The organism is Lentzea aerocolonigenes, from assembly GCF_000955955.1.
GTDB classification, from domain to species: domain Bacteria; phylum Actinomycetota; class Actinomycetes; order Mycobacteriales; family Pseudonocardiaceae; genus Lentzea; species Lentzea aerocolonigenes_A.
Genome location: NZ_JYJG01000216.1, coordinates 390 through 26,604 on the forward strand (window position 1 = coordinate 390; position 26,215 = coordinate 26,604).

Annotated in this window: 1 protein-coding gene (running past one end of the window); it reads left to right on the plus strand. The window is 70.9% G+C overall.

All coding sequences use genetic code 11. The features are described 5' to 3' along the window. Positions 1-26,215, plus strand: the 5' portion of a protein-coding gene (locus UK23_RS26610) for a scabin-related ADP-ribosyltransferase (RefSeq protein ID WP_045314381.1). Its footprint extends 6,266 nt past the window's final position; 26,215 of the gene's 32,481 nt are visible here — the first part of the coding sequence; its start codon is at positions 1-3; the stop codon falls past the right edge of the window.

Genomic DNA, 26,215 nt, shown 5'->3' on the forward strand with positions numbered 1-26,215 from the left:
GTGTCCTCGCAGGTCGAGATGCCCGCGCCCCAGCACGTGTCGCCGCGGCCGGACGTGGTCTCGGTGGTCGAGGCGCCGAGCGAGCCCGGAGGGGACCGCGGGGCAACGGAGTTCCAGAGTTCGCGGACGGAGGTCCCTCAACCGGAACAGGCCTCGTCGCTCGGCTCGCCCTCGCCGCTCGACTCGCACACACCGGTGCCGCACGCGGCCGAGGTGGAGTCGGTGTCCGTGTCCGACTTCGACCGCTTCGGCTCCGGCAGCGAGACCGGCAGCGAGACCGGCAGCGAGACCGACAGCGAGACCGGGTCCGTCTTCGATGACGCGCTGACGAACGACTCCGACGTGGAGTCCGTGTTCGAGCCCGAGCCCGAGATCGAGGCGCAGCAGAACCCCGCCGTGCCGATGCAGCAGTACCGGCGTGACGCGTTGGAGCAGGCGCCCGCGCATCAGCGGGGGGCGGTTCGCGGGCTGCCGGGGCAGACCGAGGTGCAGCGGTCGGCGTTCGAGGTGCGGAGGGCGGTGCAGGACGGTGTGTGGACGACGGAGCTGACCGTCGTCGTGGACATCGATCCCGAAGGCCGCTTCGGCGAGGAGGTGCGGCAGCAGGCGTTGCGGGACGCCCAGGCAGGGGTGGACCAGTACCTGAACGGTCCGGACCTGCGCACGGACAACGGTGACCTGCTGCGGTTCCGGGTTGTTCCGCACGACGGGAGTTCGCCGGTGGTGCACCACGTGGTGCACCTGGATCCCGGGCACGACGTGGACCAGACGCACTGGTGGCCGGGGCAGGGGCCGTTGGCCTCCGCGCACGAGGTCGGCCACATGTTGGGACTGGTGGACGAGACCGGTGGCGCGACCAGGCCGACGGTCGAGGGCACCCTGATGGGACGCCACGAGCGGACCGGGCCGGACAGGAAGCCGCGGCCCGTCACGAAGGTCGAGGTGCCCTCGCGGTACCTGGCCGTGTTGTCGCGGGTGATCGGGCCGGTCGACCTGCTGGCCGACGTGCCCCGCGGACGGGTCACGGCGGACCTGCCCGTGAGCGCGGTGGAGCCGCGGCTGTACCGGGGCACGGATGAGCCGCGTCCCGAGCAGAAGCCCAAGGGGCCGGGCGGTCGCAAGGTGCGGTTCGACCTGCCCGACATGGAGGAGGGCGGCAGCCCGAAGCCGGAGGAGCGGCAACCGCAGGAGCGGCAACCGCAGGAGCAGCAGCCCGAGTCCGAGCCGTCGGCGGAGCAACGGCTGCGCGACAACCTCCCGCAGTACCTCCGCGACAGCCGTGCGCTCGGTGCGGCACGTCAGATCGACGTGCTGCGCGGTGACGACGGGGCGCGCATCGACGTCGAGTCACGCGTGCGGCGTATCGCACCCGCGGTGAAGCGGTGGGACGGTGCCGCCGAGCTGTCCGAGGCGATCGAGCACGCGTTCGCTGGCACGTTGGAGGCCAACGGCAAACGTCCCGTCGTCAAGGGTGACGACCGGTTCTACGGGCTGAAGATCAAGTCGCAGTTGCACTGGGACCGCGTGGTGGTCCTCGGCGAAGCCGAGAGCAAGCAGGTCGCCTCGTCGAAGACCAAGACGTCGTCCTCCGTCGAGGAGGACGGCACGCGGCAGAACACCATCGCGCCGCCCATGCAGTTCACCGGTCTGCCCGGCGTCGTGGTCCAGGTCATGCCCTCGATCCCCGTCGCGCCCGTCGAGCAGGTGGGCAGCGAGCAGAACAAGGAGCTGGGCAGGTCCACGAAAGTCGAGCACACCCCGGCGGTGAAGGTCGACGTTCCGCTCACCCTGTCGTTCCGGCTCTTCGACGAGGACGGCCGCGGCGTGCTGTCACCGGAGGGGGAGCAGGAGGTCGAGGTCGACGGCTGGGTGACCCTGACGGTGCCGGCCGACCTGCCGACGAAGGACGACGCGGGCCGTGCGGTGCGCCACGGGCAGACCCCGCCCGAGTCGAGGATCGCGGACATCACCGGAGCGGGCATCGCCCCGGTCACCCAGGCCGACCGCGACCGGCTCGTCGCCGACGACCCGGTGTGGCGGGGGCAGCAGAGTGACGAGACCACCCGCCTGCCGGAGATGACCGGCCTGCCGCGTGGCGTCGCCACCGAGTCGGCCGTGGTCAACCGCGATGGCGTGCCCACCTTCGCCGACCAGGTCCTGGCCCGCCTGCAACCGCGCTTCGCGAAGGCGGCCGCGCTCGGCTCGGCCGGTCGTGACGCCGTCAACGAGTTCTTCAGCGAGAGCAGCATCGCGGAGCACCTGCCGGAGATGGCGGTCTACGACGGCGAGGCCAACCCGGAAGCCGGGTGGGTCGCTTCACCACCGATCTTCAAGGGTCACGGACGCGGGTTCGAGTGGCGCCCGCGCAGGACGCAGCTGGAGATGCGCGCCGTCGCGCGGTGGGTTCGCGTCGACCAGGTCAGGGACAAGGTCAAGATCACCGAGCGGACGCACGCGCACTACGAGCACTCCGGCAAGTACGCGGTGAAGCGGAAGCTCGCGTTGTCCGGATTCATCGGGGGTGGCGGCGAGCCGGTTCCCGGTGTCATGGCGGCGGGTGGCGTGACGGGCAGCGCGAGCATCGAGAAGGGCGCGTCGGGGAAGGTCTCCAGCTCGAACGCCGCCAAGCAGGCGCTCAAGATCACGGGCGACGCCGTCCGCTACGAGATGGTCTACGACATCGAGGTCCGCCAGGTCGGCAGGGAGGGCCAGCAGCCCTGGAAGCTGGACGGCAACGTCAACGCCCACCACTGGACCTCCCGGCGGAACGCGGCACGGGTCGGGCTCGTCGAGGCGAGCCCGGAGGACGACAGCTTCCGCGGCGGTGCCGACAGGACCGTGCACGGGCCACCCGAGTTCGAGCGCGGCAAGGCGATCCTCGGCGTGGTGGAGGAGGTCGACAGCGGCCGGCTGCTCGAACAGGCGCTCGTCCCGCTGCTGCACCACGTCCCGCTGCAAAGGCACTGGTACGTCAGCAGGTCCAGGTTCATCCGGGAGTTCACCGACAGCGACGTCGAGGACGGACGGCTCACCGCGAAGGCGGTCGAGGCGATCCAGCGCGGCAGGTTGCTCAAAGACGCGCTGGACGAGAACGAGATCGCCCGCCTCACCCGGCGGCTGAGCGACGGCGGCCTGCGGATCCCGTTGCGGCGCAGGGGCTGGTTCCACGACTACCGCACGACGGTGATCGTGGCGGCACGGGTCGGCGACATCCGGGAGGGCGAGCCGCTCACCGCCGACGAGCTCGCGGAGGTCTACGTCGGCAAGGCCACGGACGGCATCGAGAGCGGTGGTTCCAAGACGGTCGAGCTCGGCGGCGGCCCCCAGCTGCGGTTCATGGGCCTGCTCCCCGGCTCCATGCCCTCGACCACGACGTTCGGCGTTCTGCTGTTCGGCGTGCGCGGAGCGCGGACCTGGTCGAAGGAGACGACCCTGGGCTCGAAGACGAAGCGCAGGGTCGAACGGCGCAAGGGCGACTCGCTCACCGAGGACGGCGAGATCGGCGACAAGAGGATCCGCCAGTTCAAGTCCACGCTGACGATCACCACCAGAGTCGAGTCGGAGCGCCGCCACAGCGAAGCCATTCGCCGGATGATCCCCGGCCGCAGTGGTCGCCAGCTGCCCGCACACGCGGTGATTCCCCGCGTGCCCGGCGAGATCTCGGTCGAGATGCGCACGCTGGTCCCCGAAGCGTTGCTGGCACCGGGCAACCCGTTCGACGCCGACCCCGGCGTGCCGGCCGTGCCCCGCCCCACGCGCCCGTTGCCCGATCCGCCCGCACCGCACGTGTTGCGCCCGCCGATGTCGCACCGCTTCGACGACATCGAGATCGTGTCGTTCCACGGCGCGGAGAAGCTCCAGCAGTCCGCGCTGGAGATGATGAGCATCGCGTCCGGCCGCGACCCGGTGGTGCGCAGCCACACCGGCGTCATCGCGCAGGCGATCAGCGAGGAGCTCGCCACCGAGAAGCTCTCTCAGGACCTGCGCCTGTTCAGCGACGTCAAGGTGATCGACTCAGCCAAGAAGCTGTACGGCCGTCGTGCGCACGACCTGTTCGGCGCCTGGGGGGTCACCTTCGAACCCCGCCTGTCGGCGAACCAGGTGACCGCGCAGGAGTACCAGGAGGTCGTGCGCGAGATCCAGGGGACGTCGAAGGCCACCGGTCTCGGCGGCCCCGTCGACACCTTCGGCGGTTACGTCGTCGGAGTTCCGGTGCTGACCGAGAGGAACGTGAACAGCGGCGAGCCCGGCACGCACGCGCTGCCCCGCAGCGTTCTCGTCCTCGTCGGATCGCCGTACAGCGGCAGCGACGGCAGGTCGGACTCCGGCTACGTCGAGACCACGGAGACGTTCTCGATCGGCGAGCTGCCGAGGAAGATGTTCCTGGTCCGCCTCGACGTCGACGCGACCGTCGTGGCGGAGGCCGTCCACAAGCGCAACCTCACCTTCGGGCTGACCGCTCCGAAACCGCTCACCAGGGCCGGTGAGGTCGTCCCCCTGCCGGAGTCCGTGCTCGCCTGGGTGACGGCGGACCAGCTCGCGGAGCTCACGACCGGCACACCTCCGGCCGATCCCCGTTCGGCCGATCCCCGTTCGGACGGGACGCTCGCCGTGCCACCGTCGCTGAGCCCCGGCCGGACCGAGGGCCAGTCGATCGGGCTGGGTGGCATCAGCCGGCCGATCGACCTCCGGCGGCACGTCGACGCCCTGCGCGACGAGCTGGCGCGCCACCCCGCCATCGGCCCTGACAAGGCCCGCAGGTTGCTGCCGGACTCCACCCTCGACCCCGAGAACGCCAACATCACGAGCGTCAAGAAGTTCCTGTCGGACAGCAACCGCATGGTCAACAGCCTGATCAACGGCGGGCAGGTGGCCCCGATCAGGCTGGAGGACCGCTTCGACGGCGAGACCTTCGAGCTCACGATGGACGCGTCGTTCACCGAGGAACCCTCGCCGGGCAGCGTGCGGAACGTGACGAAGCTCGTCGCCGGGGTGAGCGCGGAGCTCGGTGCGCAGGGCGTGAAGAGCCGGGTGCGGACCTTGTTCACGGCCGTGGCGTCGTCCCGCGCGGTGGCCGCCCTGCGCAACCCCGACCCGGTCGACCCCAACAGTGCGCAGGACGGGTTCACCAAGACCCGGCGGACCGAGGGCCAGGTGGGCGCCGGTCCCGGTCTCGAAGGGATCTTCGGCCGCACGGAGCTGAACGAGACCACGGAGAACCGGACCAAGTACAGCCAGTCGGCCACCGTCGAGGGCCCTGTCGCCGTCCACAGTGGACGCCTGGACGTCTCGCTGCGGATCCAGCGCCACGGACGCGACTACGGCTCGGTCGAGGTGACCGAGGAGGCCGAGGTCACCAAGCTCGCGGAGGAGGCGTTCCCCCCACCGGTGCGGGGAGGCCGGCTCGGCTCGGCGGAGGCGGACAACGGTGTCGTCACCGGCCCGCTGAGCGACGAGGACATGGCGGCGTGGCGGACGAGGCTGCCGGACGGTACGCCCGTCCCGCCGATGACGGACGTCGGCACCCACTGGGCGGAGCACTACTTCGGTGACATCGAGGTCCTGCGCCGCGACGTGGCGGACGTGCTGCGCGAAGCGGGCGTCGACGTCACTCCGAAGGTCCTGCGCGTGCTCCGGACCGCGATCACCCCCACGAGCGTGCGCGCCGCGTTCCACGCCGCGCTGGACGGCCGGTTCGTCCTCTCCCTGCGTGACGGCCTCGACCACGACGTGGAGATCCACGTCCGGCCGTCGGGCATGCCGAGGTTCGCGAGCACGAGCGCGGGGGTGCGGATCGACGCCCAGCGCACGAAGTCGGAGGAGACCGAGGTCAGCGTCACCAGCGGCACCGAGGCGGAGCTGCTCCACACGGCCCCGTTCGGCGCGGCGGGCCAGGCGACCTCGACCGACCCGGTGAAGGGCAGCGAGCCCGGGCCGAAGCCGTTCCGCAGCCCCTTCGACGCGAAGGGCGGGTCCACGACCAGGACCACGCACACCGCGCTCGGCCCCGAGCCGGAGGAGGGCGAGCTCTCCCGGACCGACGAGAGCAAGATCGCCGACCCGATGAGCTCCGAGACCAGGACGGACGAGGAGCTGACCCGAGCGCTGGTCACCAGCGTGGACACCCGTGTCGTCGCCCGGCCCCGCACGCAGGCGCGGCACGGCGATGCGACAGCGGTGGTCTACAAGGACCGCCGCGTGCACGACGCGTTCGCCGTGCGGATGTACGACGCGGACGCCTCGCGACTGACCGGCAGGGAACTGCCCGCCCCGCTGGTGGACTCCACGAAGCAGCTGGCGGAGAAGGCCGAGGCCTGGCTGAAGGCCGAGCGGACCAGGATCGCCGCGTCCGCCCGGCTGGACACCGCTTCCCGGCCGCTGGACGCCGAGGACCAGCGGCTCTCCCGGGCGATCGTGGACAGGGAGGAGCTCCAGCCCGTCATCCACGCCCAGCGGGAACTGGAGCGCGCGCTGCACGCCGAGTTCACGCAGTCGCGCCAGGCGTGGAGGAACACCCCCACCGAGTCCAGGGAGCGCAGCCGTGCGGAGGTGAGGCAGCGACGCGGTGAGTGGGCGGCTGCCGAGGCGCGCCTGCGCAAGCTGGTCGACGTCGACAGGCGGCTCACCAGCGTCATCGAGGAACTCGGCCCGGTCCGCGCCGCCTACAACGACGCCGTCGAGGCGGAACGCGCGGCCGTGCTCGCGGAGGAGCAGGCGAAGCAGGAGTGGTGGCAGGCCAAGGCGGACCACGACAGCGAGATCGTCGCCGAGCAGCGCCGGGAGGCGGATGACCAGGAGCGCCGGGAGGCTGTCGAGGAGGAGCGTCGGGCGGCGGTCGAGGAGGAGCGCAGCGAGCCAGCCGAGGAGGAGCGCCGGGAGACTGTCGACGCCGAACGGCGTGACGCCGTCGATGCGGTCGGGCCGCGCACGTCGTCCCCGTCGCCGCGGACCACGCCGCGCCCGCCCACGACCGAGATCGACTCTGCGCGGGAGCTGCCGGCTCCCCCTGACGCGGTTCCGCTGACCGTCGACCTCGGTGCGGAGTTCGGCGTCCACTTCCCGCCCACCGGTAGCGACGACGACACCGATCCGCGCACGCGGTTGCTCTCCAGTCTCGACGAGGTGGGCGAGGTCGACCGCTTCTGGGGCAAGGCGCGGCAAAGCGATGTGGATTCGCTGCTGCAGGAGGCGCGCCGGATCGTCGACCGGCACGTGCGCAGGCCGCCGTTGTTCATCGAGGTCCCCGCGCAGGAGAACCTCGACCACGACGCCATCGTCCGGCTGGTGGCCTACCGCAGGTACCAGGAGCTCCGCGGCCTGCTGGGAGACGGGGAGGGCCCGTCGGCCCTGGCGGCCCAGCTGGCGGTCGACACCGGGACGGAGCTGGTCGAGCGCGAGCGCGAGGGACTGCCCGGCGGCGCCCCTCCCGCCGGTCCGGCCGGAACCGCCGGGAGCCCCTCGACACTCCCGTACGACGTCGTCACCTACCCGCCGACGGGGAATGCACGTCACGCGATCGCCCTGGTGTCCGACGAGGCGAAGTCGGACGGGTGGCCGCAGGGCGTGCACAAGTGGCTCGGAGGGGGCGACTGGACCGCGACCTCATCGGCGTTCGTCCTGCTGGAGTTCGAGGACGGTCATGTCCTCTCCGGTGACTACATGCTCGACGCGGACATCGCCGGCCGGTTGGTGCGCGACTCGGACACCTTCCGGTTGCTCGACCGGGATCTGCCCCTTCGCATCATCCTCCTGTTCAGCTCGCCCGACGCATCGACCAAAGATCCGGCCGACGAGGTGGATGCCGCTGAGGCCTTCGTCCACCGGTTCGCCGAGGTGGTGCGGGAGGACGCGCCGAATCGGCAGGTGTGGACCAGGGTCGAGGTGGAGGAGCCGGGAGAACTCGTCTCCGTGCTGACGCCGGACGAACTGCTGTTCGACAAGTGGTACCCGATCACCCCTGGGACCGTGGTCTCCGGTGCCCTCTCGAACTCCTCCGGCGATCTGATCGGGTTCGACCTCTCCAGCACACGCTGGTACACCCCTCCACCGGGAAGCGTCCGGACGGTCCATGCGGAACGGATCTCGGACGTGCGTTCTCCGGGACAGCCCGAGGTGGACGGACGTGTGCTGCCGCTTCCATGGGCAGCGCTCACCGAACCGGGACGGGTGCGCCCCCTGGTCCTGGCACTGTCGTCGACGGAGGATGGGCGGCACTTCGAGCTCAGCCCCGGCTCAGGCGGCAGGGAGCTCCGGCTCACCCCGCGGGAGACCGCCGGGTTCCTGGTGAACAGGCCGGACGTCCTCGCGGCGTTCGAGGGACCCGAACAACCGGCTCTGGTGCTGCTGAACCGGACTTACTGGGGAAACGAGCAACAGGCGCTCGGCCTCACCGCTGAACTGGCGGCTGAGCTCTCCAGGGCCACGGGGAAGACGTTCGAGACCTACAGCGTCGCCGGGAAGCTCAAGAGGAGGGCGAACGGCGTCCTGATCGTGGCGACGGACGCCCACCTCGCCCACCACCCGATGCCGGTCGACGCGACGTCGGTGTTCCGCTCCGGTTCGGTGTTCGGGCTTCCCGGCGGGGAGGAGGCGGGTCCGTGGTCACGTGACACGGTGCAGGCGTTCTCCGACGCTGTGGAGAGCGGTCGTTTCGTGGTTCCGGGGCCGTGGGGCGCCGCACGGCCGTTCTTCGTGGCCACCCCCGGTGATGCCGCGGGTGCCGCCCGCGCGACTCTCGGCGATGGCGCGCAGGTCGACGTGGACGGTGCCTGGGGCGGAACGGCGTTGTTGTTCGACCAGGACTTCTTCTCGGCGCTGACGGCCGATCCCAGCCGTCCCGTGGTGATCATCAAACCGCACCTGTCCGGTGATCAGGACTTCGGCACCTTCGCCTTCGACCTCGTCACACGGCTGCACGAGTCCGGCTTGTTCCCGACGGTGTACGCGTTGCAGGGCGGCGGCGACCTCACGACGATCGATGACCCGGGAACCGAGTACACGGACGTGTCGGAGCTGCGGGCCGGTGATCTCGACGTGACGCCGGTGCTGGACAAGGAGGGCAACCCCAGGGTCCTGGTCGTGCGCACCGTGGGTGACGACGACTACTTCGCCGAGGTCCAGGCGTCGGCCGCCGCCGCGGAGGACGACTCGCTGTGGTTCCCGGAACTTCCGGACGGCACCCCGGTCACGGCGAGCTGGGAGGACGACGACAGCCCGCCGGTGTTCGTCCTCCTGCGGACCGGGCCGGCCGGTTACCGCGCGTCCTCACGGGGGCTGCGCGATGTCGACGTCACCCCGCGGGTGTTGATGGGTGTGCTGCGGGCAGACCTGAGGCTGCGGTTCGTCCTGGGCAGGGGGACGAATGCCATCGTCGAAACGGGTCTGGTGGAACCGTCGGTGGTCTTCGCCTCGGTCGACGGCCCCGTGGTGGGGCAGGACGAGCTGGCGGCGGGTCTCGCCGGAGGCGGTTACTCGCGCAGGATCCACTGGTCCGATGGACGGATGTGGTTCTCGCCCGACGGTTCGATCGTCGTGGACGTGCCGGGGTTCGGCAGTGCGGTCACGCCACCGCCGGCGGCCTCCGACCTCGTGTCCCACCCCCTGATGAGCGACCTCCGCGGTGTGCTGTTCCCGTCAGCGGACTTCGACCTGGTCAAGGAGGGGATCGACGCGATCAGGGCGAGCACCGGCTACCGCGACTTCTACCTCTCCAGCCGCGTGCTCCCGGATTCGTCCGGCGCCGGAACGAAGACCTCGGTGCCGAAGCTCAGCCCGTTCTTCGGGCTTGACACGTGGTACGCCGGGGCACACGGGAACAAGTCGGGCATGTTCGTGGCGCTGCGCGGAAACCGGCCCTACCTGCTGGGTGACCGGGTCCTGATGGGCCCGCGAGAGGCGGCTGCCGTCCTCAGCGGCCACCACCTGTTCGCACAGGCGCATCCGAACACCACTCCGGCCCTGATGCTCGAGATGTGCTCAGTGGGTGGAGTTGAACCTGGTCACCTCGGCGGGAGCACGGCCAACGCGATCCAGCGGGCGTGGCGGACGGTCGCGCCGCAGCGAGCTGTCCCGAGGATGTTCGCGGCCACCGAGGACCTGATGCTCGGCGATGGCACCAACTACGTGATCGACAACGGCGGCGACATCGTCGAGGTCGTCCCTCCCGGCAGCCGCACACGCCCGCCCGTCGAACTGCGGGAACTGGCGGCCAACCACGTTCCCGAGGCCACCGCGAAGTTCGACCCGACCGGGACGGATGTACGCACCGATTCGGTTGCCGAGATCGAGACGACCGCTCGTGCCGTGGTGCGGGCTGCCGCGTGGCGGCAGCTGAGGCTTCCGCAGGGGCAGTGGGTCACGGCGATGCCGACCGTGACGATCCAGGGCGGGGGAACGAGCCGCGGTCCGGTGCACCCGCAGACCGGTGGGCTGTTCTCGTCCGCGCGGGTGGCCGAGGTCGAGAGCCGGTTCCGCGCGGCGCTGGCCGACGAGGCGCAGGACATGGCCCACCGCGGTATGCCCGTGGACGTCGGCCACGTCCGGATCACGGTCCGGGGGCCGCAGGGCGACCACGGTGTCGGGCCGCACGAGGTCAGGATCGAGGTGGCGCTCGCGGAACGACCCGATTCGGATGTCGTCAGCACCGGGAACCAGGAGGCCATCCGGGAGCTGTTCCGCAACCGGCGGGGTACTTCGGTCGGCGCGGTCTTCCCCGCGATGAGCAACTCCGGCAGCGGGCGGGCCACCGTCGCGGTGACGCGATCGCCCTTCACCGGGCAGAGTGGGCAGGACGGTGCGGGCTCCCGCGTGACCCTCCACAGTCCACCTGGAACGGTGGACCGCCCCATCCCGCTCGCCCGGCTGGTCGGTCCTGTTCTGTCCGAAGTGGACCCATCGCCACTGCTGGACGAGAACGGTGTGGTCGCCGGTGTCGCCTTCCTCGGTCAGGCCGAGGGCGCGGTCGTCCGCGAGGCCTTCCGCAGGGGCGCGGGTGGCCACGACCGGTTCTCCGTGGTCGTGCACCACGGAGAGGACGGGTTCGCGTTGCCGTGGCGCGGTGTGAACGGCGGGGTGGTGCGGCTCGACGAGGCCGGTGTGATGCGGTTGCTGACCGCCACCGGCCTGCCGGGCGGGCAGAACTGGCGGCAGGCCTCGAACCTGGTGTTCCTGAGCTGCGAGGTGGACGGCCGGCTGGGACGTCTTTCGTCGTTGCTGCGCGACGGGGGCTATCGCGGCAGGGTGACCGGTCCGGACAGCCGCGTCGAGGTGGCCGAGGACGGTTCGGTCACGCCGCTGGGGTCCGGCACGTTCCACACCATCGACGCGGACGGCGTTCGCACGACGGGCGGCCTGGACGTTCCCACGCGCGGGAGTGACACCGTGGCGTCGGTTTCTCTCCTGTCGCGCCCCGGGACGCCGATCCCCGGCGCGGAGGAGTACGACTCCGGTTCGGACACCGCGAGCGACGCTGGATCCATCCCGGCCGGGTTCGAGCTGGTGCAGCCACCCACGCGCCCATCGGTCATGCCCACACTGCGCGACGTCATCGAGGAGCAGCTGGCACAGGCAAGTCGCTTCCACGTCGATCCGGTGTCCAACCAGCTCGCCGATTTCGCGGAGCAGGCGAATCTGGCGGTGCTGAAGTCCAGGTTGTCCACGTCCGTGACGCTTCAGCAGGACCTCGGTCTGGCGGCGCCGGTCGTCCTGATCGCCGGCCCACCCGATCAGACGAGCGTCATCGCGTCCATGGTGTGGGACGACCAGGCGGCAGATCCCTCCCAGCCGGCGCCGGACAGGGTGCTGGTGGACGTTCTGCCGGCCGCCGAGGTCACCGTCGTCGTGGGCCTGCCGAACCAGGCCGGGAGCGACGAGCACGCTCCGAACGACGCCACGGCAGGAGGCTTGAGCTTCGACTCCGGCTTGCCGGACCAGCCGGAGTGGGGCCAACTGCACGCGGGGCACCTGGGAAACGCCCGAGCCCGCAAGCCCTTCTACGTCTACGCGACACTCGTGGGGGACAGGTTCCTCGTACAAGGCCTGTTGATCACGCCGGCGACCCTCGCGTCCCGGGTCCTGAGCTCTGCTGCCTACCGGCGCTGGGTCGTCCCCTCCACACCGATCCGGCTCGTCGGCGTCGATCCGAACCGTCGCGCGACGTCCGAGTTCACGGCGGAGGAGTTCGCGGAAGCGATGTGGGCAGCAGGAGCGCGCCATCTCATGAGCAGGGCCACCGACCTGCTCGAGCTGGACCCGTGGGACACCACCATCGTGCGCGACGGCGGCCATTTCGAGCCTGTCTCCGAGGTCCGGCCGGACGATGTCAACTGGACGCCGTTCAAGAGGAACGACGGCAGCCTGGTGGGAATCGGGTTCGCCACTCCCGGTGTTCTGGACGAAAACAGGCTGGAATCGTTCACCTGGTCCACCGACCAGTCCCAACGCGTCGTGTTCGAGGAGTTCAAGGACGCCAGAGGGGACGTGGTGGAGGAGTACGTCCGCATCGCGCGGTGGGCTCCCGCGACGGCGGGCGCTCGACTCCGTCCGATGACCCTGGTGGGTGAACACGACGACGACGGGTACGTCATGCCCCTGGTGGACGGTTCCGTGATATCCGCGGTCCCGGAGACGGCGGCGTCCTTGCTGGCGGGTTCGACGCTGTTCCACAAGGCGGTGGGCGGGCCGGTGCGCCCTCAGGTGCTGCTGTTCACCCATGACAGCTCAGCGGCCGGGGAGAACGCGAAGCTGCTGGACAAGCTCCGAGACCTCATCGGACCAGTGCAGAGTCACGACTTCGAGGGCTCGCTTGATCTCAGCCCCTCGGGCTCGCTGACGATCTCCCACGGCGACCGGATCGTGGAGAGCGGAATACCGTCCTTCGCCGACGTGGTGAGCGTGGGGGGCGACCCGGTGATCGGGTTCCCCGCGGGGAGCCTGGAGTCCGCGACGGTCCAGGCCTTCGTCGACTCCGTGCGGAGGGACCTTGCGAAAGGTCCAGTGGGTCCGTGGGCACCCGATTCACCGCTGGTCGTCGTGGTGGATTCTCCCGACGGCACGTTCGCCAGGGTGACCGCGTGGACCGGGACGGTGCTGGAGCTCGGAGGCGATGACCTGGCCCGGGTGAGGCTGTCCGACCTGGAGTTCCGCGCCGCGCTGGAGGCCGATCCGAGCCGTCCCGTGGTGCTGCTCGCGAGTTTCGCCGGCGCCGAGGCGAACTTCGGCTGGCTGGGGTTCGACTTCGCCGGAGCGTTGCGCGAGGAGGGTTTCTTCAACGACGTCTACGCCCCCAACGGTGCGGTCGAGATCGCGGAGGACTCGCTCACCCACGACCCCACCACCGAGTTCGTCCTCGTGTCCCCCCTGCGTGCGGGAGATCTCAGAACGAACGTGCTGTACAACCGCTACGGCTCCGTTGTGGCGGTCTGCCTGAGGGCTCCCGGTGACGAGGTCGAGTTCGATCGGGCGAGGCGGTGGGCGGACAACGTCACCGCGAGCACCGTGGAGTGGCTCGACTACCGGTCCGGCCACGCTCAGGGCAGCGTGCAAGGGCCGTGGCAGGACGTGCTTCCAGCCTTCCTGATCGTGAGCTCCGGCAGGCGTGGAGTTCAGGCGATACGCGGTGACCAGGCCGTCGTGGACCTGAGCCTCGAGACTCTTGCCAAGGTGGTGCGCGCGGACGACCGCCTGCGCGGCATGCTGAGCACCGAGACCGGAGGGAGCCTTGACCGCAGCGTTGTGCTGATCGCGCTCAACGGTGTCGTCGGCGACCTCGACGCGTTCTCCAGCGTCTTCGCGGCCGGTGGGTATCAGAGGTGGACGCACACGCCCGACGGTGTCGTCACGCTGCACCGGGACGGGACGATCTCCCTGCAAGGTCATGGGTTCATCTCCGTTGCGCCGCCATTGCCGTCCTCCGCCGACGTCATCAACCGGTCCCTGGTGAGCGACCGGCTGGGCGAGCACGGCCAGTACTTCCCGCTCAACGCGCAAGACGACTTCATGATGTCCTCCGCCGGGCGTCGGAGGAATGAGGTGGAACTGCAGTACTACTTCCGCGAACTCACGACCGGACCGAACGGCACCTCCGAGTTCAAGGCCTTCCTCACCCCGTGGGCAGGCTCCAGCCGTGCTCCGTGGCTCATCGAGGGACACGGCTCCGAGCGGAGGTTCTGGTTCGGTCGCCGGGCGGATCGTCCTTTCGTCTTCGGCGATCCGGTGGGCCTCGACGGCGATCACAGCGCCCGGCTGGTGGCGGGAACGGCGCTCTTCGCCGCGGCGGCACCGGATTCGGGCACACCGGTCGCGCTGGGGCACTGCTCGCTCAACTCTCCGCGCGCGACCGGGCAGCCCACCGTCGCAGAGCTGTTCCAGCGGACACTGGAGTCGGAGCACAACCTCCGGCCCCAGGTCTTCGCCGCCACGAAGATGGTCATGATGTCGGCACTCCACGGGAGCAACACCGTCGTCGAGGACGGGCGTTTCACCGCGGCCGTGCCCGACCAACGACCACAGGTTCCCGAGGTACCGCTCTCCGACCTCGCGGCGGACGAGATCGACGACACCCCCGTGCAGTTCGCTCCTGGCCAGACGTCCCTGTCGCCCTCGCACGTCTCGGACGTGCAGGAGACGGCGCGCCGGGTGACCCGCGCGGCCGCGTGGAGAGGCCTCAAGCAGGCCGCCCTCCCCGAGGTGGACATCGTCGTGAACGAGGCGGCTCCCGGCGGCGCGGACCGTGCGGTCGCCGAAGCGCGGGCCGCGGCCATCAGAGAGGTGTTCGACGCGGAGGTGAAAGCGGAGAGCGAGCAGCTCCGCAGGCTCGGCCTCGATGTGGACCCCAGCGCCATCGCGGTCAGCGTGACCGCGAACGTCGTGGCGCCCGGCTCGGTCTCCGACGCCGGCGTCTTCGTGAACCTCACGTCCGAAGATCTCGGTGGCTGGGAGTTGGCTGCCGTGGAGGCGGATCGAAACTCCGTGCAGGCGATCAGCGAGATGAACAAGGCGTTCGCGCCGCTTGCCCACCGCAGGCCGGGGAGCGTGCAACCGCCGGCGCCGAGCGAAAACCCCGACCTCGGTCACAGCGCCCCCGGCGGGCAACCGCAGCGCATCCGGCTTGGTCTGCCGAAGGGTGAGAACCCGTCCCACCACGACGTGGCGCCGCGGCGCGGGACGTCCGTCCCGAAGGAAGGGCCGGCCACGCACGAGGCGAGCGAGGCGTTGGAGTCCTCCCGCGCGGTCGAGCCGGAGCCGAGCGGCACACCGGAGGACGCGGCCTCCCTCCTGCCGGGCACCGGGGTCGAAACAGTCGAGGACATCCCGCTCGTCACCCTGGACAGGTCCGGAGTGGACAGTGACACGGCCGATGACGGCACACCCTCCGCGGAGGAGTCCTCAACCGTCGGAGGCCTCGACCTCCCCGACGACCGGTCCTCGGGACTCGTCACCCAGCGCGGTGAGATCTCGGGCGGCGCGGCGGTGGACGCCGCGATCGACGCGTTGCTGCCCGGCGGTGAGCGCAAGGGTGTCGAGCACTTCGTGCAGGCGCTGAAGACCGGCGTCGAGAGCTTCCGCGGCGACGGGCGGTCGGAGGACGTCGAGGTCGGCGGCAGGCACTACGAGCTGCACGCCAGGGCGCGCTTCCGCTGGGAGGACGCGACGGAGAGCGGAACGGCCTCGAAGTCGGTCCAGCTGGACGGTCCCGCGGGCAGCGCGACCCTCAAGGCCGCGTCGAGCGCCACCCAGGCCAACTTCGCGCTGGCACTGGTCCTCGTCCCCGCCACACCCGGCTTCACCGCGGTCGGCACCGTCGGGGCCTCCACCGACGTCAGCAACTCGGTCGCGGTGGGCGCCAGTGCGACGGCGAGCGGTGGCCGGCAGCTGGCCGTGGCGATCCCGGCGCGTGACGTGTCGGTGCCGGTGTGGATCGAGCTGACCCTGCGCGACGCCCGAGGCCGGGTCGTCGGCGACCCCGTCGAGGTGGACGACGTCGTCGCCGATCTCTCGGTGCCCGCTGTGCCGGTCGGCGAGCCGGGAGGCGTTGTCGCGGACGGCCCGGCCTTCGTCGAGTCGGTCCACATCGGACGGAACGCGCCGGGCAGCTACCGGGGCAGGCCGCTGCCGCCGGACGCGGACGGCGAGCACCGGCTGTTCGCCAAGGTCGTCTCCGCGCTGCCGGGCTCGCTGGTGAAGCCGGGCCGTCCCGGACGCCGGAACCTGAGGGAGTTCCTCGACGACAGCACCTTCAAGAAGCGGTACCCCGACATGGCCGTGACCGCCGAACAGGCCGACCGCGGGCTCGGCTGGGTCCGGTCCGAGATGTTGTTCACCGGCAAGCACCCGTTCGTCTCATGGATGCACACGCCGAGCGCCGTCGAGATGCGTCTGGTCGAGCGCCGGGAACCGGTGGTGCTCCGCACGGTCGACGACGTCACCTTCACCGAGGTCGAGTCGATCGGTGCGGAGGTCTCCGACTCCGGAGACGCGAGCCGGGGCGTCAACTCGAAGATGATGGCCGGCCCCGGGTTCGACCTCGGTGTCGCGGGCCTGGTCGCCGGTCCGGTGGTCATGGGCGGGCTGGAGAGCGCGCACAAGCAGACCACCGGCCGTTCCGGCGAGGTGAAGCACACGAGCACCCGGCGTGGGCGTGCGCAGCAGGTCGAGCGCGTCTTCGACCTCCAGGTGCGGGTGCCGGGCAAGCCCGCGATGACCTTCGCCGATGACGTGCGCGCCGTGGAGTGGCGTGAGGCCGGGGCGGAGGTCACGCCGGAGACCGCACCCGTGCCGCCGGCTGAGAGCGACTCGCCGTCGGGCGCCGACGTTCCCGCCGTGCCGCGGGCGGATTCGCCGGACGAGCACGCGGAGGATTCGGTCGTCGGGCCGCGCACCGAGGCGCTGGACGAGTCGGATGAGCACGCCCCGCGGCCTGCCGAGTCGCCTGCCCGCGTCCCGAAGGAGGAACGCCCGACGCCCGCCCCGCCGCCGCGCGTCCTCTACGGCCCCGAGGCGCTGGAGTCCGGCCGGGCGCTCGCGGGAGCGTCGCTGGAGGTGTCGCAGGTCGCGTCCCAGGTCCTCGACCTGATCGAGAACTCGGTCCGCACCGTTCCCGGCCACAAGCGGTGGTACCTCAGCGGCGACCGGTTCCTGTCCCAGTTCGACGACCCCTCCGCGGGCAGGACGATCGGCCGCAAGCTCCAGGAGGCGCTGGGACGCAGGGACGCCCTGCGCGGCCTGCTCACCGACCGCGAACTGGGCCTGCTCGCGGACCGGGCGCTGTCCGAGGACGGCCTGCGCATCCCGCTGCTGCCCAAGCACGGCTGGGGCCACGACTACCACGTGTCGTTCACGCTCAAGGCGTCGATGTCGGACCTGCGCGACACCGCGGAGGTGCGCACATCCGCCGAACCCGACGTGGTCACCACCTCCGACACCCAGACGACCCGGCACACCAAGTCCCGCACCAGGTCGACGGGCGTCGGTGCGGCGGGCCGCGTCACCGCCACGATCACCGAACGCGCTGTCGTCGTCGTGGCGTCGATCTACAGCGCCTTCGCCTGGACCAGGTCCGGGCTCACCGGTGTCACCGCGAAGCGGGGGGAGGAACGGCGCAAGGGTGGCGCGCTCGACGCCTCCGGCGCCGTCGTGGCCGAGCCGAAGCACCGCTTCACCGCCACGGTCGACTGGACGCTCAGCGGCCAGACCTACAAGCGCCACAACGCGATGGTGCGCGGGGTGAGCGTCGGCCGGCCCGGACTGCACGTGCCGCGGACGGAGCCGATCACCCTGGTGGACCCGGTCTCGGGCGCCACGTCGCAGGAGACGACGATCCGGGTCGAAGCCGACGTGTGGGTACCCGCGGCGCACGTGTCGGCCGCGCCGCCCGCCCCGGTCGTCGTGGACCGCACCGAGGGGTCCGAGGACCTGCCGCACGTCCGGTTGCGACCGGATCCGGACGCCCCGGTGTCCGCCGATCCGTTGCGCCGCGGCCTCTCCCGTGACCTCGACGGCATCGAGGTGCTGAGCTTCGAGGGGTTGGCGCACGTGCGCGCCGCCGTGAAGAACGCCCTCACCCGTGCCTCGGGAGACCCGGCCTTCTCCTTCGCCGAGTCGGACAACAGCGTGCTGGTCGACACCGTGCTGTCGCCGGACGCGGTCATGGCCGACCAGCGCGTCTTCAGCCGCACCACCGGTGTCCGAGGGCTGCAGTGGGCGCGCCGCCGGGTCAAGCGGTTCGCGGCGGCCGAGGTCTCCTTCCAGCCGCGCGACGTCGAGGTGCTGGGCGAGGGCTGGCGGCAGCCGGCGACGTCCGCCGCGGTCGAGACGAGCGTCGGTGCCGGCAAGGAGTTCACCGCGGCGGTGACCGCCGCGGCCGACCTGACGGCGTTCGCCTTCTACAAGGACGTCACGACCGACGGCAAGGAGGGCGCGACCGTCAAACCCGGCGCGCTGCTGGTGATCGAGGGCGACCCGATGGTGCTGGAGAAGTCCAGCACCGAGGACGTCGCCACCGACGTCGCGACCGGCACCTCCATCGCGCGGCAGCCCGAGCGCCTGCACCTCGTGCGGTTCGGCGTGCGGACCACGATCGTCGCGGAGGTGCGGTCGCGCCGCTGGCGCAACGCCTGGGGACTGCTGCGGCCCGCCGCACCGGCGACGGCCAACGAGCAGTTCGACCTCAATCGAGCCGTCACGGCCTGGGTGACCACCGCGCAGCTGGACGCCATCCGCACGAAGCAGGCCGAAGAGGACGCCCGCGTCCGCGACCTGGCCACCAGAACGGATCCGGCCACGTCCGCGCTCGCGGCGCTCGCGGTCACCACGCTGGCCGTCACGGCACCGGCCGCTCCCTCCGCCGTCACCGACGCGTTCGCGGACCACGACGACTCGACCACAGCCGTGGACGACGAGACCGAGGACGCGGCACGGGACCGGGTCGTCGCGGCACCCGCGTTCCTGCGGACCGGCGAGCCGCTGTCGGTGGGCCTGGGGGTGGTGGACGGCGTGGTCGACCTGCGGTCCGTGCTGCCCGAGCTGCGCCGTGACCTCGAACGCTCGCTCGGCCGTGAACGCGCCCTCCGGCTCATCCCGCTCTCACCGTTGAGCACGGGCCACGACAACTTCGCGGCCATCAGCTCGTGGCTCTCCGACGCGCAGACGACGTTGGAGGACTCCGCGCGCGGTGGCGTTCCCCGGCCGTTGCGCCTGGAGGACCGGACCACCGGTGAGACCTACGACGTCGTCATGACCAACGAGCTGCTGGACCGGCCGGTGTTCGCGGGCCTCGAACACGGTGACGTCAAACAGGTCAGGGGCACGACGACGCTCGGTTCCCGGGTCCGCACCTTCACCAGGACGTTGCTGCGTCTGGAGCCGGTGGTGCTGCCCGCCCTCCAGGCAGGCGGCCCGGCTCCGGACGAGAACGTCTCGCGCAGCAACCCGTACGCGATGATGGGCGGCGGCGTCATCGGTGACGTCCTGCTGGGGCGCAAGAAGAAGACGACGAAGACGACGCACAAGGTCGTGCGCGAGAGCAGCGCCGAGACCACCGGCACGCTCGCCAGGTTCCAGGCTCCCGTCGGGTTCACCGTCGCGATCGAACGGCACGGCCGGCGGGTGGCGGAGGCCGGAACCGCGCACGACGTGTCGATCCTGCACGTGCCGGAGGACACGGTGCCCGCCCGGCCCGCCGCGGTCGCCGCCCCGGTCGTGCGGCCGCAGGAGGAAGCGGAACCCGACGCCCTCACGCGCTGGCGCGGCGGCACGGGCCTGGGGCGCGGCTGGGCCGGTCACCTCCGGTTCGACGTCGACGACCTGGTCGCCGCGGCCGAGCTCGCCCACCGCGAGGTGACGGGGCAGCGCGAGGTCCCCGCGGACGTCCGCCGCGCACTGCGCACCACCCTCACCGCGCCGCGCTTCATGGCGTTGCTGCCGCTGCACGCAGCCACCGGGACGCCCCTGGAGATCCCCCTCGACGGCGGTCTGTCACTGGAGCTGCACGTGCGCAGCACCGGCACGCCGACGCTGACCGGTGTCTCCGCGCGGACCACACTCTCGGCACACGGCAACAGCTCCGGCACCGAGGCCGTCGCGGAGGAGTCGGCCGCCGAGTTCGGCCTGGCCGCGGGACCCCTGCTCGGTCCCGGCGGCACGCAGCCGCCCGGACACGAGCACTTCGGCGAGCAGAAGACCTTCGGCGGCGGCGCCACGTTCGCGGTGCCGCTGCGGGTGGTGGGCGGTGTCGGGTCCGAGGGCGAGGCCGAGGGCGAGCACCACCACGACGGCGAGTCCGTCCCCGCGTCGCGGTCGGCGGGCCTGACCGGCCTGTGGCTCAACGACGTCGAGGTGCGGTTCGTCGGCCGGGCCAAGGGCCGCATGAGCAACCCCGACCGTGCCGCCGTCGTGGACGTCGAGGTCCGCGACGCGGTCGTGCTCGCCGATGACGACGGCCAGGACCGGATTCCCGCCGGGCTCGCCGACACCGCGCGCGCCCTCGCGACGGCCGACGCGGCGCTCGTGGCCGCGGTGCAGGCGCTCACGGGAGCCCGCGATGCCGCCCGGCGTGGCGTCGAGGGCTCGGCGGAAGCGTTGGCGCAGGCGGAGAACGCCCACGAGAGCGCACTCGACGCCTGGTGGGACGCCATGCACGCGCACGAAGCTCAGCTCGGCGCGCTCACCGAGGACGCCGAGTCGGCCGATGGGGACGCCGAGTCGGCTGGCGGGGATGTCGAGTTGGCCGGCAGGGATGCGGAATCGGGCGGCCGGGACGCCGAGCCGGCTGGCGGGCACCTGTTGCCACCGCTCGACTTCGGCTCCGACGACACCCCGGCCGACTGGCGGGATCTCGTCGCGGACCCCGCCGAGACGACGGGACCACCCGCCGACAGCGCGCCCGCGGCTCCCGTGCCGGTCACGAGGCCCACCTCCGAGCGCCTGTTCGTCGTCGACCCCAGGCCGCCGCGTGCCGTGCTGGAGGAGGGCTTCACCGCGCGCGGCACGGACCTGGACCTGTACGCCCACACCGAGCTCCGCGACGACCCCGCGCACGCGTCCGGCTTCGTCAGCGCGTGGAAGGACGCCACGTCCGCGCTCGCCCACGGGCCGGACGGGCACCTGTACGCGCTGGACGTGCCGGGTGGTGTCGACGTCTCCGCGACCTTCGCCCGGCACGAGGGAGACGCCGGACTCCGGCACGACACGTCCGAGGTCGTCTTCCCGGTTCCCGTCCGGCCGGACCACGTGGCCGGTTGGTTCGACGTCGCGGTGGACGAATCCGGTGCACGGGTGCCGGGCCGGTGGACCGACGCGCCGAGCGCCGATCCGCGCCCGGACCGGACCACGGAGCTCCGCCTGTCCACCGCGGCGCCCGTGCTGACCCTCGCCGACCGGGTTCGCGTCGGCCGGGTCCTCGGACGGCCGGGCGAGGACACGTCCCCCGCCACGACCGGTCTGGAGATCGTCGCCCACGGCGACCTGACAGGCGCGGCACCGGCCGCGGCGGTGACGGCGGTGATCGCGGAGATCACGCGCGCGGCCCGACGAGTCGGGGGAGGGGCGCCACGCCCGCCGGTCGAGGTGGAGATGAGGCACGTCGCGGAGGCAGAGCACGTCCGGCTGGAGCTGCGGGCCGTGACCGCTGCGGACGACGCACCGCCGGTGTCCGGTGAGGACGATGCACCGCCCGCCTTGGATGAGCGTGACGTGCCACCCGTCGCGGATGAGCGTGACGTGCCACCCGTCGCGGATGTGCGCGGCGCACCGCCCGTCTCGGATGTGCGCGACGTGCCGCCCCCTGCCGACGTGCACGACGCGCCGACCGTCGCCGAAGAGCACGACGTGCCACCCGCCGCTGCTGAGGACGACGCTCCACGCGCCACTGATGTGCACGACGTCCCGCCTGCCGCCGAAGAACGCGACGTTCCACCCGCCGCCGACGACAGCGAGCCCGCTCCGCCGCCCCCACCGCTCGACTCGCCGGGTGATGGCGCCCCGGTCGTGGTCTCGCCGGAAGAGGTCAAGAGCGAGGACACCTCCGAGGCGGACGACGTGGCGCGGCTGCACGGTTCCGGTCGGCCGGAGACGGCCACGACGAGCGAGCCGGGCAAGGTCGCCGCCGGGCTCGCGCCGGTGGATCCGGCCGCAGCCGAAGAGCACGACGTGCCGCCCGTCGCCGATGTGCGCGACGTGTCGGCCGCCGCCGAAGAACGCGACGCTCCAACCGCCGCCGACGACAACGAGCCCGTTCCGTCGCCTCCGCCGGTGTCCGGCGGCGCCGACCTGCTCGCGTACCGGAAGGCCAACGCCAAGCTGGGAACCGCGGGTCGGATGTTCCCGCCGGCCCATGACGAAGCCGTGCCCATCCCCGTGGCCGGGGAGACCGTGCACCCGCACGGTGACACCGAGGGAACAGAGGCCGCCAGCCGGACGGACGGATCGCGAGACCTGCCGGGAGCGGTGGAAGGGTCACCGGCGGAGGACCTTCCTCCCGGCGCCCGCGCCGACACACCGTCCCCTGTGGACTCCGGCCCGGCCGGGACTGAGCAGCGGCCCTCGTGGACGGAAGCGCGGCAGCCGGCGCCGGTGTGGTGGCAGAAGATGCCTGCCGACGCGCTCACCACGGTTCACGAGCAAGCGCGGAAGATCGTGAACAGGCGTTCGCGGCCGCCGTTGGTCATCGGAGAGCCCACCGAGCAGGAGCGGGAGCAACGGGAGAAGCACGACCTCGCCGTGGAGATGGTCGCCCATCACATCTACACCACGAACCAGGGTTCATCGGCGATCCCCGACCTCAGCCCGGACGCACTGGCCGGCAAACTGGTGAGGGACCTGGAACTGCCGCAACGGGAGGGGCTCGACGGTGGGGCGCCCGCCGATCGGAACCTGCCGGTGCGACCCGGCTCCGGTTCGTCCGCGGGACCGTCCTCCGCGATGCCGGGTACCGAGGTCCGCTCGCACGACGAGAACCAGTCGGCACCGGCTACCCAGGCCTCCGCTCACCCGCGGTTGAGCACAGAGGAGACCCTCGGCCTGGTCCGCGAGCATCTGGCGACGCGTCCCCGCGACGGCGTCGACAGGATCTACAGGGCTGTTCTGGCGCAGGGTGGCTCCGATCCCGACGGTTCGTTGCGGCGTCAGATCTATGACATCAAGGGGATTCCCGGCCCCAGTTTCTCCGACGAGCAGATCATGGCCGCGATCGAGAGGAATCTCGCCGGGAACCACACCCTGGACGATGTCCTCACGGCAGTTCGTGAGCAGGGCATCACCGGCGGCAACGATCGGATGAAGACCCTGTACGACAGGGTCCTGTATGGAGACGGCCTGCCTTCGGAAGCGTCGAATCGCCAGGCGGTGGATGATTCCGCTGACGTCAAGAAGTCCAAGGACCTGATCCGCAAGCGTATTGCCAGTTATCCCGATGACGGCGACAGTGCGATCATCGCGGCGGTTCGTCCATGGGGTGCCACCGGTCCCGACGACCAGTTGCACAGGCTGGTCGCCTCTGTCAGGGCAGAGCGGTTGCAGCGTCTGATGGGCGTTGTCAGGCAAGGGGCCACCGGGTCGAAGCGCCCGGCGTCTGACGGCGGTGTGGAGTCTCCGCAGCACAAGCGGACGAGGTCATCGGTCGCCGGGCCGGATGCGGGGCTCGCCGAACGGGATCTGCCGGTGCGATCCGGCCCCGCCTCGTCGCTCACGGAACCACCGCCCGTGCCGGGTGCCAAGGACAGCTCGCACGGCGAGAACCCGCCGGCGCCGGGAACGCTGTCCCGTCCCCGCGGGGGGTTGAGCGACGAGCAGGTCATCGCTGCGGCTCGGGAGTACCTTGCGGAGAATCCTGATGCCGACATCCTGCTGCTTGTCGAGGCTGTACGTCAGCGGGGCGCCACCGGCGGCGAGGAGCTGCTGCGGCACCTGGTTCACAAGGCGAGGGGAACCGAGGCCCAGTCTTCTGGTGTCTCGAGTGAAGAGGAAATCGAAAGTTTGATTCGGGAGCATCTTGCCGAGAATCCCGATGCCGGCGTCGTGGCGGTCAGGGACGCCATTCGTCTGCGAGGTGCCATCGGCGGCGACGGGAAGTTGCGGAACCTGGTTCACCTGGTCAGGGGAACCCGGGTCCAGGCCTATGGTGAGTTGAGTGAAGATCAAATCAGTGATTTGATCCGGAAGCGTCTTGACGAAAATCCTGGCGAGCGCGTCAGAGAAATCATCAAGGCTGTTCGCAGGCAGGGCGCCACTGGCGCCGACCAGTATTTGTCATCGTTGGTTCACGACGCCAGGGGAACCCAGGCCGAGGCCCGTAACAAGTTGAGTGACAGTCAGATCATCGAGTTGATCCGCGAGGATTTCGCCGACCATCCCCGCGACAACGTCAAGGCGATCATCAAGGCTGTTCGTTCGCGGGGCGCCAGTGGCGGCGACAAGCGGTTGGCGAACCTGGTTCGCCAGGTCGCTGATGAGTGGAACACCGGTTTGATCCGTGAGCACATCGCCGAGCATCCCGAAGACGACTTCAAGGCGATCGTCGATGCTGTCACCGCGCGGGGCGCCGTCGGCACCGGGGAGAGGTTGCGGCTCCTGGTTGGCCAGGTCACCGGAATCCAGGGCGGGTCGGAGGAGGAGCAGGCCAAGGACTTGATCCGCGAGCACATCGCCGACCATCCCCGTGATGACGTCAAGGCGATCATCGAGGCTGTTCGTGAGCGTGGCGCCACCGGCAGCACCAGGAAATTGGTGAAGCTGGTCAAAGCTGTGCGGGAAGAGCGGAATGCGTCGGGGGCGGCCGGGGAGCACGGCGTCGGGGAGGAGCGCCCGGCGTCCTCCGTCGACGGCATGGTGACTTCACAGCACGAGCGGAGCAGGTCGTCCGTCCCCGCAGCGGGTGCCGTGGAGGAGGGGCCGGGGACTCCGTCATCGGAGGAGCACGGCCCCTCCGCGCAGTCCGCTGCGGCCGCTGCTCGGCTCGGGTTGCAGGTCGTCGACATCGAACGCGACGGGGACTGCTTCTACGAAGCCGTGCTCAGGTCCGTGCCCCAGGACGTGTGGTCGCGCCGGCTCACGCAACTCGGCAGGGAAGCGACAGTGCTGGGTTTGCGCCAGGCCACGGCGGACGCCTACCGCGGCCTGGGGAGGGTGGAGCTGGGTTGGCAGAGCCCGGACGAGCTGGGCCTCCCGGCGGACGCGGTCGAGACCGGGCTGCGCACTCGGGGGCACTGGGCAAGCGAAAGCGGTGACTTCGCTCCGCAGTTGGTGCCCGCAGTGCTGAAGATCAACCTCAAGACGATCACGAACGACGGCGGGCTGTCGACCAACGGCGTCGACATCGATCACAGCCTCCCCACCTATTACGTCGTTCACGACGGCATCAACCACTACCGGGCGACCGTCCCGCTCGACGCCGCCCAGGACGCCTTGATCCACGCACCGGTCGGCGAACCGGGGCCGTCGCGCGCGGAACCACCCCTCGCATCCGCTCAGGAGAAGTCGGATGACGAGCGGGACGTGGATTTGATCCGCGAGCGTTTCGCCGATCATCCCGACGACGATGACAGTGCGGTTGTCTCGATCATTCAAGCGTGGGGCGCCACCGGTTCCGACGATCGACTGCGCGCGCTGGTCGGCGAGGTCAGGAAAGAACGCTTGCAGCGTCTGACGCACTTCGTCAGGCACGGGTCGGATGAGCCGGGAACGGTCGAGGAGCAGCGCGCCGCCGAGCGTTTGATCCACCAGCACCTCGTCGAGAACCCCCTCGACGACAACGAGTCGACTGCTCGGGCTGTTCGCCGTCAGGGTGTGTTCCTCGGAAGCACGAGGTTGGCGAGACTGATCGACGACACCAGGCTGTCCATCACCGCCGATGGGCTCGGGCTGCGGATCGTCGACGTCGCAGCCGGCCGGGACTCCTTCTACGAAGCCGTGCTCAGGTCCGTGCCCAGGGGTGTGTGGTCCGCTGAGCTCGACCGGCTCGGCCAGGAAGGATCTGTGGCGGGGTTGCGTCAGGCCACGGCCGACGCCTACCGGCGCCTGAGGTCGCACGACGTCGGTGAGCAACGCCCGGATGAGCTGGAGGCGGACAAGGTCGAGGAGGGTCTGCGCACTTCGGAGCATCAGAACGCGCACAGCGGCTACTGGGCTCCGCAGTTGGTGGCCGACGTGCTGGGCATCAACCTCAAGACGATCCGCAAGAGCGGCTGGGTGTCGACCCATGTCGGTTTCGATGACGAGCTTCCCA